The organism is Mycobacterium sp. M26, assembly GCF_001494595.1.
In the GTDB taxonomy this organism is placed as follows: Bacteria; Actinomycetota; Actinomycetes; order Mycobacteriales; family Mycobacteriaceae; genus Mycobacterium.
Map to the genome: position 1 here is coordinate 291494 of NZ_LN929907.1, position 15645 is coordinate 307138.

Annotated in this window: 18 protein-coding genes; 11 read left to right on the forward strand and 7 right to left on the reverse strand. The window is 67.5% G+C overall.

Going from position 1 to position 15645, the window contains the following annotated elements; all coding sequences use genetic code 11:
• The first annotated feature begins 1 nt into the window (after position 1).
• Positions 2-754 (forward strand): SDR family NAD(P)-dependent oxidoreductase, encoded by a 753-nt coding sequence (locus BN3385_RS01425; protein ID WP_059014386.1) that lies wholly within the window; start codon positions 2-4, stop codon positions 752-754.
• A gap of 78 nt (positions 755-832) precedes the next feature.
• Here BN3385_RS01425 and BN3385_RS01430 read toward each other — a convergent pair whose 3' ends face one another.
• The gene (locus tag BN3385_RS01430; protein WP_059014388.1) at positions 833-1480 is read right to left on the reverse strand and encodes a TetR/AcrR family transcriptional regulator; all 648 of its coding nucleotides are present in this window, start codon (positions 1478-1480) and stop codon (positions 833-835) included.
• Between the two features lie 148 nt (positions 1481-1628).
• Here BN3385_RS01430 and BN3385_RS01435 point away from each other — a divergent pair, with 148 nt between their 5' ends.
• Genes BN3385_RS01435 through BN3385_RS01445 form a run of 3 tightly spaced genes read left to right on the forward strand, consistent with a single transcriptional unit; the run spans position 1629 to position 4544 of the window.
• Positions 1629-2879 carry a cytochrome P450 gene (locus BN3385_RS01435; RefSeq protein ID WP_059014390.1) on the forward strand — a complete coding sequence of 417 codons (1251 nt, stop codon included), beginning with the start codon at positions 1629-1631 and terminating at the stop codon, positions 2877-2879.
• A 13-nt stretch (positions 2880-2892) separates the two neighbouring features.
• A complete protein-coding gene (locus BN3385_RS01440) occupies positions 2893-3735 on the forward strand; it encodes an enoyl-CoA hydratase (protein WP_059014393.1) in 843 nt (280 codons plus the stop codon).
• Between the two features lie 26 nt (positions 3736-3761).
• On the forward strand, positions 3762-4544 hold the full coding sequence (locus tag BN3385_RS01445) for a coniferyl-alcohol dehydrogenase (RefSeq protein WP_059014395.1): 783 nt from the start codon (positions 3762-3764) through the stop codon (positions 4542-4544).
• Positions 4545-4548: 4 nt separating this feature from the next.
• Here the strand turns inward: BN3385_RS01445 and BN3385_RS01450 are convergent, their stop codons facing one another.
• Both BN3385_RS01450 and BN3385_RS01455 read right to left on the reverse strand, forming a co-directional pair.
• Positions 4549-5757 (reverse strand): FAD-dependent oxidoreductase, encoded by a 1209-nt coding sequence (locus tag BN3385_RS01450; protein WP_059014398.1) that lies wholly within the window; start codon positions 5755-5757, stop codon positions 4549-4551.
• 9 nt (positions 5758-5766) lie between these two features.
• Positions 5767-7638: a potassium transporter Kup gene (locus BN3385_RS01455; RefSeq protein WP_082690356.1), complete on the reverse strand. Its 1872-nt coding sequence runs from the start codon at positions 7636-7638 to the stop codon at positions 5767-5769.
• 299 nt (positions 7639-7937) lie between these two features.
• On the opposite strand from BN3385_RS01455, the gene BN3385_RS01460 reads away from it, so the two are divergent.
• Positions 7938-8363: a hypothetical protein gene (locus tag BN3385_RS01460; RefSeq protein ID WP_059014402.1), complete on the forward strand. Its 426-nt coding sequence runs from the start codon at positions 7938-7940 to the stop codon at positions 8361-8363.
• Position 8364: 1 nt separating this feature from the next.
• Here the strand turns inward: BN3385_RS01460 and BN3385_RS01465 are convergent, their stop codons facing one another.
• Together BN3385_RS01465 and BN3385_RS01470 are read right to left on the reverse strand one after the other, a co-directional pair.
• Complete coding sequence (locus BN3385_RS01465) at positions 8365-9228, reverse strand: rhomboid family intramembrane serine protease (protein WP_082690225.1); 864 nt, start codon at positions 9226-9228, stop codon at positions 8365-8367.
• A 43-nt stretch (positions 9229-9271) separates the two neighbouring features.
• Complete coding sequence (locus tag BN3385_RS01470) at positions 9272-11032, reverse strand: N-acyl-D-amino-acid deacylase family protein (RefSeq protein WP_059016271.1); 1761 nt, start codon at positions 11030-11032, stop codon at positions 9272-9274.
• Positions 11033-11423: 391 nt separating this feature from the next.
• Between BN3385_RS01470 and BN3385_RS01475 the strand changes: the two genes are divergently transcribed.
• From BN3385_RS01475 to BN3385_RS29160, 6 genes are all read left to right on the forward strand, one after another.
• Positions 11424-11861: an STAS domain-containing protein gene (locus BN3385_RS01475; RefSeq protein ID WP_082690226.1), complete on the forward strand. Its 438-nt coding sequence runs from the start codon at positions 11424-11426 to the stop codon at positions 11859-11861.
• Positions 11862-11893: 32 nt separating this feature from the next.
• A complete protein-coding gene (locus BN3385_RS01480) occupies positions 11894-12529 on the forward strand; it encodes a class I SAM-dependent methyltransferase (RefSeq protein WP_059014407.1) in 636 nt (211 codons plus the stop codon).
• 67 nt (positions 12530-12596) lie between these two features.
• Positions 12597-13007, forward strand: coding sequence for a VOC family protein (locus BN3385_RS01485; RefSeq protein WP_059014409.1), 411 nt, complete (start codon positions 12597-12599; stop codon positions 13005-13007).
• A gap of 23 nt (positions 13008-13030) precedes the next feature.
• The gene (locus BN3385_RS01490; RefSeq protein WP_059014410.1) at positions 13031-13516 is read left to right on the forward strand and encodes a peroxynitrite isomerase; all 486 of its coding nucleotides are present in this window, start codon (positions 13031-13033) and stop codon (positions 13514-13516) included.
• Positions 13513-14763: a lipase LipE gene (gene lipE, locus BN3385_RS01495; RefSeq protein WP_059014412.1), complete on the forward strand. Its 1251-nt coding sequence runs from the start codon at positions 13513-13515 to the stop codon at positions 14761-14763. Before BN3385_RS01490 ends, lipE begins: the two co-directional genes overlap by 4 nt.
• A 37-nt stretch (positions 14764-14800) precedes the next feature.
• Positions 14801-14926 carry a hypothetical protein gene (locus tag BN3385_RS29160; protein ID WP_286141593.1) on the forward strand — a complete coding sequence of 42 codons (126 nt, stop codon included), beginning with the start codon at positions 14801-14803 and terminating at the stop codon, positions 14924-14926.
• Between the two features lie 90 nt (positions 14927-15016).
• Here the strand turns inward: BN3385_RS29160 and BN3385_RS01500 are convergent, their stop codons facing one another.
• Together BN3385_RS01500 and BN3385_RS01505 are read right to left on the reverse strand one after the other, a co-directional pair.
• Complete coding sequence (locus BN3385_RS01500) at positions 15017-15322, reverse strand: DUF2694 family protein (protein ID WP_059014414.1); 306 nt, start codon at positions 15320-15322, stop codon at positions 15017-15019.
• Positions 15319-15636 carry an ESX-1 secretion-associated protein gene (locus BN3385_RS01505; protein ID WP_059014416.1) on the reverse strand — a complete coding sequence of 106 codons (318 nt, stop codon included), beginning with the start codon at positions 15634-15636 and terminating at the stop codon, positions 15319-15321. Before BN3385_RS01505 ends, BN3385_RS01500 begins: the two co-directional genes overlap by 4 nt.
• Positions 15637-15645 lie beyond the last annotated feature (9 nt).

The window sequence follows — 15645 nt, forward strand, 5'->3', positions numbered from 1 at the left end:
GGTGAGCCAGCCGCTGGCGGGCAGGCGGATCGTGGTCACCGGGGCGGCCACCGGCCTCGGCGCCGCCGCGGTGCGAGCGCTCACCGCTGCCGGTGCCGACATCGTCGCGACCTACCACCGCACCGAACCCACTGACGAGGGCACCGCCACCTGGTTGCAGTGCGACGCCCGCGACCAGGACGCGGTCGGCACGATGATCGACGCCGCGGTCTCCTCGTTGGGCGGGCTCGACGTGCTGGTCAACGCCGCCGGGCTCTGGCAGCAGGGCGTGCCCGGTGCCATCACCGCCGCCGACATCGACTTTGTGCTCGACACGAATCTCAAGACCACGGTCTTCACCAACCAGGCCGCCCACGCGGTGATGCGCAAGACCGGCGGCCGGATCATCAACTTCGGCTCCTCGGAAGCGGTGACGGGCAGCCCGATCTCAGCGGTGTATGCCGCAGCCAAAGGCGCGGTCCAGGCGTGGACCCGGTCGGCGGCCAAGGCGTGGGCGGGCGACAAGGTGACGGTCAACGCGCTGGCGCCGGCCATGCAGACCCGCGGCGCCCAGCGGCTGCGGGATTTCCTCGGACCGGAGGCCGCTCCCTTCATCGATCAGCAGATCCAGGCCAGCATCCCGCTGGGTGGTGCGCTCGGAGATCCCGATCGCGACCTCGGGCCGGTGCTGGTGTTCCTGGCCGGCGAGGGGTCACACTTCATCACCGGCCAGCTGATCGCCGTCGACGGCGGTCTGGTGATGCTGGGCGGCTAACGCGGGCGATCAGATTGAGTGTGCGCCCAGGGCGGGATTCCCGGCGATTTTCCACCCTCACCGCACACTCAACCGCGGCTAGCGCGGAGCTTCGAGATAGATTGCGCTCCAGATCATCTCGGTGAGCGCGTCGGCCAGCCGGTCCTCGGCATCGGGGGCGTTGTCGCGCAGCATCTGGTAGCAGCAGCGCTCGACCATCCACGTGATTACCCGGCCGAGGGAATCGCTGTCGACGGCACGGATCCGACCGGCGGCGATCTCCCGATCGAGGAAATCCCGGCTGTAGCGGGCATTGCGGTCGATCAACTGCCGGTAGGCCGTGTCGATCGCGGGCGTGTAGTGCGCGACTTCCATGATCGCGCCGAGTACTTCCTGGTGGCGGCGATACGCGGCGATCATGTCGCTGATCGCTCGCCTCATGTCCGCCGGTGCGGCGTCGCGCTGGCTCCACAGCCCCTGCACCGCTGCGGCGATGTCGTCGAGAACCTGTTCGGCGAATTCCTCGAGCAGCCGTGACTTGTCCTTGAAGTACACGTAGAAGGTCGCCCGGGACGTCCCGGCGGCCACCGCCAGACGTTCCACGCTCAGCTCGGTGAACGACGCCCCGTCACGCATCAGCGCTTCGGTGGCCGCGAGCAGACGCCGGCTCAAATCACGACGACGGTCCGCGCGAGCCTCCGGAGTGGTCCGCACCGGTGCTTGCGGTCCGCGGGTAATCGACGGCACCGAGCCATCCTAACACCGCGGATAGCAAATCAAGACGCTCTGTCTAAGACATACTGTCTTGACTTGCGGGCGCGGTGTGTTTACGGTGCTGGAGTCCGGCCGATGTGGTGTGCCTCACGCCGGATACCGCACCGACCGAGGAGCCCCGATGCCCGACAAGCCCCCGTTCGACGAGATCGACATCTCCTCGCGCGCGTTCTGGTCGACTACCGCAGACGAGCGCGAACGCAGCTTCCGGATCCTCCGCGAGCAGCGTCCGGTGTCCTGGCACCCGCCGGTGGACACCCCGAGCCTGTTACCCGCCGCCCCGGAACCCGGATTCTGGGCCGCGGTCACTCACGAACACATCGTCGAGGTCAGTCGGCACAGTGACGTCTTCATCTCCAGCAAAGGCGTCCACATGGAGCCGGTGCCGGAAGACATCATCGAGGTGACGCTGTCATTCCTCGGAATGGACGGCGCCAAGCACGCCAAGATCCGGGGTTTGGTGCGCCAGGCGTTCACTCCCCGCGCGGTCGCGCGACTGGTGGAGAGCATCGAATACAACGCGAAGCTCATCGTCGGTGAACTGGCCGCGGCCGGCAGCGGCTCGGACTTCGTGCGCAACTGCGCAGTGAAGCTTCCGCTGGTGACCATCGCCGACATGGTCGGTGTGCCCGACGCCCAGCGTGACGCCGTGCGCGACGCCGCCGACGCGATGGTGTCCGTCAGCGACCCGCTGTTCCTCGGGGACCGCAACGCCCTCGAGGTGATGGTGACCAACCAGATGTTCCTGCACCAGGTGGCCGTCGAGATGGCCGAGGAGCGGCGCAGCCGCCCGCAGGACGACATCATGACCAACCTGGTGCAGGCCGAGGTGGACGGCGAGCGGCTGACCAACGCCGAGATCGGCGCCTTCATGGTGCTGATGTCGGTGGCCGGCAATGACACCACCCGCCAGACCACCAGCCACTCGCTCTACGCGCTGACCCGCAATCCCGACCAACGGGCCTGGCTGACAGCCGACTTCGACAACCGGATCGACAGCGCGGTCGAGGAGTTCGTCCGCTGGTCCACCCCCGTCATGACGTTCAGCCGCACCGCGGCCAGCGACTACACCCTGGGCGGTCAGCACATCGCCGCCGGGGACAAGGTCGTGATGTTCTACTCTTCGGGCAACCGGGACGGGTCGGTGATCCCCGATCCGCACCGATTCGACCTGAGCCGCAACCCGAACCATCACGTCGCCTTCGGGGGCGGCGGCGCGCACTACTGCCTGGGCGCACAGCTGGCCAAGGCCCAGCTGCGGGCGCTGTTCCGGGAGTTGCTCACCCAGCTGCCCACGATCGAGGCCGGCGAACCGACCTACCTGTCCGGCAACTTCATCCACGCCGTGCAATCCATGCCCTGCACCTTCTGACACCGGGAAGACCATGACCAACAGCAAGATTCGCTACGAGACGCCCCGGCCCGGTATCGCCCGCATCGTGCTGGCCCGCCCGGAGACCCGCAACTCGCAGGACACCCAACTGCTCTATGACCTCAACGACGCCTTCGATAAGGCGGCCCACGACAACGACATCAAGGTGATCATCCTCGCGGCCGACGGTCCGCACTTCTCCTCAGGCCACGACTTGCGGGAGAACCTGCAGGGCGCGATGGCAGGCCACGACACCGTCGGCACCTGGTGTGGCTTCGAATGCGAAGGGGCACAGGGCCAGATGGCCCGGGAGAAGGAGATCTATCTCGGCTTCTCCGAGCGCTGGCGCAACATCCCCAAGCCCACCATTGCCGAGGTTCAGGGCAAGGTGATCGCCGGCGGCCTGATGCTGGTGTGGCCGTGTGACATCGTGGTCGCCGCAGACAACGCGGTGTTCGCCGACAACACGGTGGCCATGGGGATCGCCGGCGCGGAGTTCTTCAACCATCCGTGGGAGGTCGGGGTCCGCAAGGCCAAAGAGATGCTGTTCACCTCCGACGCGCTCAGCGCTGCCGACGCCCACCGGCTCGGCATGGTCAATCACGTTGTCCCGCTGGACGAATTGGCCACGTTCACCATGCAACTGGCCGAACACATCGCCGAACAACCACTGTTCGCGCTCCGACTGGCCAAAGAAGCGGTCAACACCGCGCAGGACAATCAGGGCCGGGTCAACGCCATGCAGGCGTCGTTCGCGCTGCACCAGCTCTGCCACGCCCACAACATGCTCATCGGCGGCCAGCTGATCGACATGTCCTTCCTGCAGCGCCAGCAGGCCATCGCGGCCCGCTGGTAAGCCCCTCTCGAGCAAGGAGTTCCACCATGTCGTCCCTGCGAATCGTCGTCACCGGAGCGGCCTCCGGGATCGGGCACGCCGTCGCCGAACGTCTGCTGGCCCAGGGTGCGCAGGTGTACTGCCTGGACCGCAACAGCCCCACCGCAGCTGTCACCGAGCACATCGAGGTGGATCTGGCCAACCCCCGCAGCATCGATGCCGCGCTCGAACAGCTCGACGGCAGCTTCGACGCGCTGGTGAACGTCGCCGGGGTGCCCGGTACGGCGCCGGCGGACCTGGTGCTGGCGGTCAACGCACTCGCCGTGCGGCACCTGACCACCGCCTTCGTCGACCGGCTGAACCCCGGCGGTTCGGTGGTGGTGGTGTCTTCGATCGCCGGCTTCGGCTGGCCCGCCCGGCTGCCCGCAATCCAGGATCTGCTGGCCACCAGCACATTCGAAGACGGCGCCGCCTGGTTCAAGGAGAACCCGCAGCACGGCAACGCCTACAACTTCTCCAAAGAGGTGGCCACCGTCTACACGCTGTCGACCGGTCTGGCCATGCGGCAGCGCGGGCTGCGGATCAACGCCGTGCTGCCGGGCCCGGTCGAGACGCCCATCCTGGTGGACTTCGAGGCGACCATGGGCAAGGACACCCTCGACGGGTCCAAGGCGCTGCTGGGCAGGCACGGCCAGCCCGACGATATCGCCGCGGTGATCGGCTTCCTGGTGTCCGACGACGCGAGGTGGGTCAACGGGCAGGCGATCGCGGTCGACGGCGGCGCCGCGGGTGCGATCGCGACGGGCGTCATCCCGGCGCCCGAGATCTAGGACCTCAGCGGCGCGCGAAGGCCGGGGCCCGCTCCGGGCGCACCCCCACGCCGACGATGTAGGCCGGGATAGCCGACAACCACGGCAACCGCTGGATCAAGGTCGTCATCACCGCGGGCGGGTTTGCGCTTTCGCCACGCAGGATCGGCTCCACGAGCTGACGGTGCATCACCCGCTGCACCGCCTGCGTCACCACCGCGGCGGGAAGCCGACGACGGCGTACCGCGGCCAGGTGGGCGTTGGTGACATCGCGGCGACGCAGCGGCTCGGCCAGCAGAGTCGCCGCACCCACCGCGTCCTGCACGGCGACGTTGATGCCCACCCCGCCGACCGGCGACATCGCGTGCGCCGCATCGCCGATGCAGAGCAAGCCGTCGGTGTGCCAGCGCTTGAGCCGGTTCACCCGGACGTCGAGGAACTTCACGTCGTCCAGCGAGGTCAGGCTGTCGACGTTAGCCTCCGGAACCAGCTCGTTGAGCTCGGCCCTGAACGCGTCCAGCCCGGCGGCCCGCAATCCGGCGTCGCTGCCCTTCGGAATCAGGTAGGCGATCTGGAAGTAGCCCTCCCGGGGAATCATGATCAGCACCCGGCCCGGTGCGGTCCGCGGGATCAGCGAGTAGGCCGCCCCGCTGTCCCGTGGTAGCCGGAACCACCACACGTCGAAACCCACCGGGAACTCGCGGGCCACCAGGCCGGCACCCTGCCGCACCACCGACCAGCGGCCGTCGCAGGCCACGGTCAGCTCGGCACTGAGTTCGCCGTCGCCATCAGGTGAGGTATAGCGCACCCCGGTGGTGCGCCCGCCGGTGCACACCAATCCGGTGACCTCGTGCTGCAGCCGCAGCGTGAACGTCGGCTCGGCCTCGGCCGCTTCAGCCAGCAGGTTGAGCAGGTCCCACTGCGGCACCATCGCGACATAGCGATGCGGTTGCCGCAGCCGGCGAAAGTCGACCATCGTCAGCGCTTTACCGTCGACGGTCAGCGTGGCGGCTTCCACCTTGCTCTGCGGCAGCGCCGCGAACTTGTCCCACAGGCCCAATTCGTCGAGCAGGCGCAAGGTGCTGGGATGCACTGTGTCGCCGCGGAAGTCGCGCAGGAAGTCGGCGTGCTTCTCCAGCACCGTGACCTCGATACCGGCCCGGGCCAGCAGCAGTCCGAGCACCATACCGGCGGGCCCCCCGCCGACGATCGCACACGTGGTGGAGTCGGTCATGCCTTCACGTTAGACCTCGATGCGCGCGCCGATGATCACGGTCTGGTCCAGCGGCAGTCCGAAGTAGCCGGCGGCGTCGGCGGTCATGTGGGAGGTGGCGATGAACAGTCGTTTGCGCCACGGCGCCATGGTGGGCTGGTCGCCGGCACACAGGTCGATCCGGGACAGGAAGTACGACGCGTTGGCGATGTCGATGATGCCCTCGGTGTCGGCAGGGTTGACCAGGCGCAGCGCGGCCGGCACATTGGGGCGCTCCATGTAGCCGAATCGTGCTGAGACGAAGAAGATTCCGTCGTAGTGGCTGCCGAGATCATCGACGGTGATCCGCTCCTTGTCCGGTACCCGGGGGACCGGCGGGGTGTCGATCGACATGATGATGATGTGTTGATGCAACACGTGGTTGTGCTCGACGTTGGCGCGGAAGGACAGCGGCGCGGTTTCACTGCCCCGGTTGAGGAAGATCGCCGTCCCCGGGATCCGGGTCAGGGGCGGTTCGCGGTGGGTGATGTCGGCGACGAACTCGCGCAGCGGACCTTCGGCGACGTCGCGGGCCTTGGTCACGATGACCCGGCCGCGCTGCCAGGTGATCAACACGGTGAATGCGATGAGGCCGATGAGCAGCGGCAGCCACGCCCCGTGGACGATCTTGGTCATGTTGGCGGCCAGGAACATCAGGTCCACCAGCAGCAGTGCGCCGCCGCCGGTGGCCACCAGCCACAGCGGCCAGTGCCAGCGTTTGTGAGCGATGTAGAGGAACAACAGGGTGGTGATCGTGATGGTGCCGGTGACGGCCATGCCGTAGGCGTAGCCCAGGGCGGCCGAACTGCGGAACGCGAACACCAGGATCAGCACCGCGACCATGAGCATGCCGTTGATCCAGGGCACGTAGATCTGGCCGATCGACGACTCGGAGGTGTGCGACACCCGCAGCCGCGGAAGGTAGCCGAGTTGGGCAGCCTGCGAGGCCACTGAGTAGGCGCCGGTGATCACTGCCTGCGACGCGATCACCGTCGCGGCGGTGGCCAGCACCATCATCGGCAGTTCCCACCCATCGGGCACCAGCAGGAAGAACGGGGCGTTGACCACGCTTTGATCCCCCAGCAGCAGCGCGCCCTGGCCGAGGTAGTTGAGCACCAGGGCAGGCAGCACCAGCCCCGCCCATGCCCAGGTGATCGAAGCCCGGCCGAAATGCCCCATATCGGCATAGAGCGCCTCGGCGCCGGTGACCGCGAGGACCACCGCGGCCAGCGCGAAGAAGGCGATGTGGAAGTGGCCGAACATGAATTCCAGTGCATAGGTCGGTGACAACGCCCGCAGGATCTGCGGATGCCCGAGGATGCCGCGCACCCCGCAGGCGCCGATAACGACGAACCAGACGATCATCACCGGGCCGAAGAATCGGCCGACCGTGGCGGTGCCGTGCCGCTGCACCAGGAACAGGCCGATGATGATCACGGCGGTGATCGGTACCACCAGCTCCGCCAGGCCCGGGTCGACAACCTTGATGCCCTCGACCGCGGACAGCACCGAGATCGCGGGGGTGATCATGCTGTCACCGAAAAACAGTGCGGCACCGAGGATTCCGAGTCCGGACAGCAGCACGATCACGCGCCTGCTGGACCGGGTGCCGAGCCGGCGTACCAGGGTGATCAGCGCCATCACGCCACCCTCACCGTCGTTGTCGGCCCGCATCACCAGCGTGACGTAGGTGAGGCTGACGATGATCATCACCGACCAGAAGATCAGCGACACCACCCCGTAGACGTTGGCGCGGGTGATCGGCACCGGATGCGGATCCCCGGGATTGAACAGCGTCTGCAGCGTGTAGATCGGGCTGGTCCCGATGTCACCGAACACCACACCGAGCGCGCCGATGATCATCCCGGTTCGGGCTTTGTGGGCGGTCGAATGCACCGGGATCGCGAAGTCAGTGCCCACAGGTCAGTCCCCCATGCTCGGGTCCGCCCGGCGTCGTGTCCCGGCGACGTGCAGTGAATGGTAGCCATCGGCATTCGCCGCCGCCGGTTAAAGACCACACCGCCGCGGTGCTGCCGATCGGGACCGGACATTGGGATTCCACTCGATTTGGGCGCGCGCACAGCATAGATTCGACTGGTTCCGCAGTACGGCCAGACGAAGGGAGTCCGCTCGTGCGGAGGTTCGCGGTCAGCGTAGTGCTTATGTTCGTGGCGGCGTTGGGCTTTGCCCCGGTGGCATCGGCCAACCTGATGCCCGGCAGCTACAACGTCAACATCCCCGACCGGCGTGACTTCCACACCTGGATCTGGAGCATCGCCTCCTGCAATCCGCCGAACTCGATCACCCCGGAGTGCACCCGGGTCTCGGCGGTCGCGCAGCCCATCGCCAAGGCCTACGCCTGGTACGGCAATGCGGTGTTGGCCAACGGCCAGTACACCCTGACCGTCGACGTCCCGGACGGCTTGCGTTGCGGTGACATCTATTACGGCCCGGTGATCCCCACCCACGACGTGTACACCTTCGACGCCATCACGTTGTCCGGGACGTTGCAGTCCTCGTTCGATGCCGGTTGCGATGGCGCTCCGGGCGGGACGTTCACCTACCCGTTCTGGCTGACCCGGCTCTAGCTCAGCGGGCGATGAGCGCGCCGAAGTGATCGAGTAGATCAGCGGTGCGCCACACGATCAGGCCAGCGAGGACCACCAGCGTCGTGATCGTGACGGCCGCCTGCACCAGGGTGCGATTGTCCTTGGGCGCGTAGACATACGCGGCGGCGATCAGTGCGCCGGTGAGCAGCCCGCCCAGGTGGCCCTGCCAGCTGATGCCGGGCACCGTGAACGTGATCACCAGGTTGGCGGCAATCAGGATGATCAGCCACTTGATGTCGAGGTTGAGCCGTCGGGCCACCACGAAGGTGGCTCCGAACAACCCGAACACCGCACCGGAGGCGCCCGCGGTCGCCGATCCGATCGGCGCGACCAGGTACACCAGAGTCGAACCGCCCAGCGCGCTCAAACCGTAGAGCGCGCCGAATCGCAGCCGGCCCAGATGCTGTTCGAGTGGCGGGCCCAGCACGTACAGCGCCCACATGTTGAACAGGATGTGGGCGATACCGAAGTGGATGAACGCCGAGGTGATCAGCCGGTAGTACTCGCCGGCCGCGACCGCGGGAGCCCACAGCACCAGCTGCTGCTTGAGCCCGCGGGAGGCGATGTCGAGCACGAACATCAGCACATTGGCCGCGATCAGCGCGTAGGTGACCACCGGGGCACCGGAGCGCTGCACGCCGCCGAAGGTGGTCCGCACCGGCCGCACGCTCTGCGCACCGGCGGACACGCAGTCGATGCACTGGTGGCCGACGGCGGCGCTGCGCATGCACTCGGGGCAGATCGGCCGTTGGCAGCGGGTGCACCGCACGTAGGTCGGGCGGTCGGGGTGCCGGTAGCAGGTCGGCGCCGCAGCCGGCGTCTCCGGTGTGTAAGGGATGCTCATGGTCCTGACACCGAAGATACTGTGTCGCCGGTGGTGCGGGCTGTCAGCGCACCCCGCGCAGCAGGGCGCCTGGGCGCGCCCCGGTGTCCACGCCGTGCCTGCGGGTGATGACACCGCTGACCACGGTGGCCTCGTAGCCGCGGGCACCCTGCATCAACCGGTTGCCGCCGGCGGGCAGGTCGTAGGCCATCAGCGGCACCTCGAGCGTCAGCGCATCCATATTGATGACATTGACGTCGGCCTTCTTGCCGACCTTGAGCACGCCACGGTCGGTCAGCCCGAACAGCGTCGCGGTGTCCAGCGTCTGCTTGCGCACGACGTACTCGATCGGGAAACGCGGCCCGCGCTTCCGGTCCCGAGCCCAGTGGGTGAGCATGAACGTCGGGTAGGACGCGTCGCAGATCAGGCCGCAGTGGGCGCCGCCGTCGGACAGTCCCGAGATCGCGGCGCGGTGCGACATCATCTCGTGGATGGCATCGTGGTTGCCCTCGACGTAGTTGAAGAACGGCAGCATCAGCATCGCGGTGCCGTTGGACTCCAGCATCAGGTCGTACATGGTGGCCAGCGGATCCTGGCCGCGCGCCTTGGCCAGCGCACCGACGGTCTGGTCCGGGGTGGGCTCGTAGTCCGGCGGATCGCCGATCGCGTAGATGGTGTCGACGCTGTGCTGGATCAGCGCGAAGAGCGAGTCGAACAACGGCAGCGGCTGCGGGGGCAGGTCGGTTTCGGACAGGATCGCCGCCCGCACCGCAGGATCCGCCAGCCGGGCCGCGAGGTCCGCCGGGGACAATTCGGCCTTCAGCTTCCGGAAGGTCGGCCGGTGGGTGAAGGCGTGGTAGCCGGCGAAGCCGAACAACATGCCGAACGGGCGGGCCGCGAACTGCGGGTGCACCCGGATGCCGTCGTCCAGTGCCCGGCCGGCGATCTCGAGCTGCTTGCGCCACAGGTCCGGGGCGGACTGCGTCTGGATCACCGGGAAGGACAGCGGCCGGTCGATCTCGGCGGCCAGCCGGACCATCCAGTCCAGCTCCTTCATCGGGCCGTCCAGACTTTCGCCGGCGGTGCCCGCGGGGGCGACCTCGAAGACGGCCTGGCCGCCGGCAGCCATGGCGCGTCCGAGTGCGAACAACTCGTCTTCGGCGGCATAGGTGCCGGGCACCGGTTCACCGTCGATGGCACGGTGCGCCTCGGTACGCGAGGTCGAGAACCCGAGGGCACCGGCCTCGATCCCCTCCTGCACGATCCGTGCCATCACCTTGATGTCGTCGGCGGTGGCCGGCTCGTTGCGCGCGCCGCGCTCCCCCATGGCGTAGCCGCGAACCGCGCCGTGGGCGATCTGGGTACCGAAATCGACTGCCAGCGCTTGCTTTTCGATGACATCGAGGTACTCCGGGAAGCTCTCCCAGCCCCAGGAGATGCCCTCGGTCAGGGCGGTGCCGGGGATGTCCTCGACACCTTCCATGAGTTCGATGAGCCACTGCTCGCTGCCTGGCTGGACGGGGGCGAACCCGACACCGCAGTTGCCGGAGACCACCGTGGTCACCCCGTGCAACGTCGACGGCTCGAGCAGTCCGTCCCAGCTGACCTGCCCGTCGTAATGGGTGTGGATGTCAACGAATCCCGGAGTGACGATCCGCCCGGTGGCGTCGATGGTCTGCGCCGCCTCGCCCTGCAGACCCGGGTCGTCGCCCTCACGACGACGGATCTCGACGATCTTGCCGTCCTTGATGCCGATATCCGCGCGGAACGGCTTGTCTCCGGTGCCGTCTACGACGGTGCCGCCCGTGATCGTCAGGTCATACATCCAGGCCTCCTCGGTGTCGAGAGCCAGCGTAATCGGGATCACACCGAAGGGGTAGACACAATCTCAAATCTGTCTTCCCTGGTCGGCCGCCGGCGCCCACGCTTGATGAATGCGGAATCAATTGCAGAGGGCGTTAATATTTGCCAGAAATGACGCGCGGGGAATTTTTCTGTGTTGGCAAACACGTCTCTGATCTGCGAATATAGGTATCCGTAATTAGTTGTGGATTCACCACGAAATCCGTAGTAGATTTCGAACAGGTTGAATTCACAGCCGCCGGATGACGCCATCGAGCGAGGGAATCTCGCCCTCGCGGTGGGATCTTGAGTCCAAGGGTCCCGGCCATGACGTGCTGCCGGCACCCCACGGGATTACGACTGACGGAGGCGTCATGTCTGCTGCCATTTCTTCACACCCGGTGGCTGCCCCCCGCCCCGGCAACCGCCGCGCCGAGCGAGGACAGTTCCGGGTCCGCGAGTTGAGCCGCACGACCGTCCTGGTCGCTGCGGTCGGGGAGGTCGACGCGGCCAACTCCGCCGACCTCTTCGGCTTCATCGAAGACCGGGTCGCGGGCTACGACCAGTTGGTACTGGACCTGTCCCAGTTGGATTTCTTCGGCACCGACGGGTTCTCGGCCCTGCACACCGTCAACGTGCGTTGCGCCCGGCGCGGGGTGGAATGGGTGCTGGTCCCGGGACCGGCGGTCGCCCGCGTGCTGCAGGTGTGCGACCCCGAGGGGGAGTTGTCCACGGCGGGCAACATCGTCTCGGCCGTCGCCGCACTCGCCCGGGGTCCGCACCGCCATCTGCGGTTGACGCCACTGCCCTGACGCCCGCAGCGGCGCGTTCCTACACTGGCGGCATGCCTGCACGCGGTCGCAATCTCAACGACGTCGTCACCGGTTTCTGGACGCTGGCCGCTCCGCTGTACGACCTGCCGGTACTGCAGCAGTGGGTGTACCAGCCCGCCCAAGACGAGGTGATCGCGGAGCTGCGTGCCCACGGTGTCCGCACCGTTGCTGATATCGCTTGTGGCACAGGGATTCTCGCCGATCGGATTCAGCGGGAGCTCAGCACCGACACGGTGTACGGGGTAGACATGTCCGACGGCATGCTGCGCGAGGCGCAGGCCCGGTCAGACAAGGTGACCTGGCTCAAGGGCCCGGCCGAAGCACTGCCGTTCGACAACGACGCACTCGACGCCGTCGTCACCACGTCGGCCTTCCACTTCTTCGACCAGCCGGCCGCCCTGCGCGAGTTCCACCGTGTGCTGCGCCCCGGCGGCCTGGTCGCAGTGGCCACCATCAGCCCACCGGCGCCGCCCCTGCTGCGGAAACTGTCGGTGAGCCTGTCGAATCCGTCGCACAACCCCTCCCCCGACGAAATGAAGGCGTTGTTCGCCGACGCCGGATTCACCCTGGCCGATCAGCACCGCGTCCACCGGCCGCTGTGGACCAAGGCGGTCTGGGACCTCATCACGATCGGCACCAAACCCTAGGGTTTGCTGCAACGCACCGGCCGCTATCCTCACCGACGTCCGCCCTTCTCAACGCAGAGGAACACCGATGGCCATCGAGCTGCTCGCCCCCAACGTCGAAATCGGTCTCGTGACCACCAACCTCGGCCCGATGGTCGAGTTCTACGAGAAATTCCTCGGGCTGCCGTTCCAGGGTGATCTCGACTTTCCGGGCGGCACGATGAAGCGCTACGGCCTGGGCAGCAACGTGCTCAAGCTGGTCACCCTCGATGAGCCGCCGGCCGCACCCGCGGTCGCCGGCGGTGGACCGGCCGCGGCCGGCATCCGCTACTACACCGTGGTGGTGGCCAACGTGACCGCAGCTGCCGAGCAGGTCAAGGCCGCCGGTTACGAGGTCGCCCAGGAACTCGCCGAGTTCGCCCCGGTGCCCGGCATGGGCTGGATGTTCGTCGCCGATCCGGACGGCAACTGGGTCGAGCTCGTCGGCCCGATGGGGTAACCCGACGCCGTAGGCTGACGGATGTGGCCGATCTGCATCCCGGTATCGCCGTACTGGCTCCACTGTTGGGCACCTGGGCCGGTACCGGCCACGGGGAGTACCCGACGATCGAGCCGTTCGACTATCGCGAAGAAGTGGTCTTCGGCCACACCGGCAAACCGTTCCTGACCTACTCCCAGCGCACCCGGGCCAGCGACGACGGCCGGCCGCTGCACGCCGAGACGGGGTACGTCCGGGTGCCCTCGCCGGGCCGCATCGAGTTCGTCATCGTGCACCCCACGGGCGTCACCGAGATCGACGAGGGTGTGCTGTCGGTTGACGGGTCCGACCTGGGCATCGAGGTCGACTCCACCTCGGTGGGGTTGACCGGATCGGCGAAAAGGGTTACCGCCCTGAGCCGTTCGATCCGCGTGGCCGGTGACGAACTGTCCTACACCCTGCTGATGGGTGCGGTCGGCGTGCCGCCGGTCAAGCACCTGACCGCCACGCTGCACAGGCAGCGGGGATGACGGACTCCCCCACCGGTGACGGCCGGATCGCGGTTCCCGCCGACCTCGATTCCGTCACCGATATCGGCGCCGAGGAGGACGCCGGCCTCTCCCCTGCCGCGGTCGAGCGGATCTGGCAGGCTGCCCGGCACTGGTATGCCGCCGGGATGCATCCGGCGATCCAGGTCTGTGTGCGCTACGACGGCGCGGTGGTGCTGAACCGGGCGATCGGGCACGGCTGGGGTAACGGCCCCGCCGATCCGCCGTCGGCGCAGAAAGTGCCCGTCACCGTCGCGACCCCGTTCTGCGTGTACTCCGCCGCCAAGGCGATCACCACCACGGTGGTGCACATGCTGGTCGAGCGGGGCGAGTTTTCGCTCGACGACTACGTGGCCGACTACCTGCCCGAGTACGGCCGGCACGGCAAGGACCGCACCACGATCCGGCACGTGATGACGCACAGTGCGGGCATTCCGTTCGCCACCGGGCCTCGGCCCAGCCTCAAGCGGATGAACGACAGCGAGTACACCCGCGCAAAGCTGGCCGAGTTCAAGCCCATCCACAAACCCGGGTTGATGCACATCTATCACGGGCTGACCTGGGGGCCGCTGGTCCGCGAGATCGTCTCAGCGGCAACAGGCCGCGGTATCCGCGAGATCCTGGCCACCGAGATACTTGACCCGCTGGGATTCCGCTGGACCAATTACGGTGTAGCCGAACAGGATGTCCCGCTGGTCGCGCCGAGCCATGTAACCGGCAAGCCACTGCCGGCGCCGATGGCCGCGGCGTTTCGCAAGGCGGTCGGCGGCACCATGGCGCAGATCATCCCGTTTTCCAACACACCGTTGTTCCTCACCGGAGTGATCCCGTCGTCGAGCACCGTGTCCACGGCCGACGAGTTGTCCCGGTTCGCCGAGATCCTGCGGCGCGGCGGGGAGCTCGACGGGGTCCGCGTGATGTCCCCGGAGACCCTGCGCGGCGCGGTCGCCGAGGCCCGCCGGCTGCGACCGGACGTCGCCACCGGATTGACACCGCTGCGCTGGGGCACCGGCTACATGCTGGGATCGGCGCGGTTCGGACCGTTCGGAAGGGACGCACCGGCTGCTTTCGGCCATACCGGCCTGACCAACGTGGCGATCTGGGCCGACCCGCAGCGCCGCATCTCGGTCGGGGTGATCAGCAGCGGAAAGCCCGGCTGGCACCGGGAAGCCAACCGCTACCCCGCCCTGCTGGACCGGATCACCGCCGAGATTCCGCGGCAAAGGTGAATTGTGGCGCTCGGTGCCCAGGACTACCGTTGCGGCCATGGGTGATTCGCTGCTGCAACAGCAACTCGACGAGGTGCGGGCCCTGCTGCAGCGGACGCGGGAACTCTTCGGGGCTCATCCGGTAGCGCCGCCCCAGGCGATCACCCCGGAGCCGGACGAGTAGTGCCCCACCGTGCGCCGAGACTGACGTCCTGCAGACATCCACTCGCACTTTTCCGGCGTGAGTTCAGTTTCGGCGGGGCATGACCCCGCGCTACAGCTCGTCGGGCTGTAACCGGTGCTCGTGCAGCGCCTCGACCGCATCCTGGAGATCACGTTCGGTCGGCACATCCGCCGACGGTGTGTGCCCGGCAGCGACGATCTCGCCGCGCACCTCCATCAACGCCTTGAGGTAGGACACGTCGGCGGTCCGCACAATCGCCTCGGCCAACGACGTGGCGTCCGCATCCATCGCGGCTTCGGCCAGCGCCACGCTGTGCAGGTAGCCGCCCCGGCAGGACCGGAACAGCACGTGCCCGCTGGGGTGGACGGCGTCGAACGCCGGATCGGCTTCGGTCATGGGCTGCCTTCGATGACCTGGTTGAACGCCGCGGCGCCCGCGCTGTCCTGCAACTCCCAGGTATCCGCCGCATAGCGCAACGTGTCGGCCAGCTCGGCGTGCGCCTCGGACTGCTGCTGGTAGCAGGTGCGCCGCTGATCGAGCAGTTCGCGGCCGGCCTCGCGAAGCTCGGCGAAGATCGGTCCGAGGGACTCCAGGCTGGCCAGGATATCGGCGTGACTGGCATGAGCCTGGCTGAGCTGTTCGGCGGTGTCCTGGTGGTGACGGGCCGCCCGGCGCAGCTTGTCGGGCACCACGTGGATGCGCTCTGCCATGTCGATCTC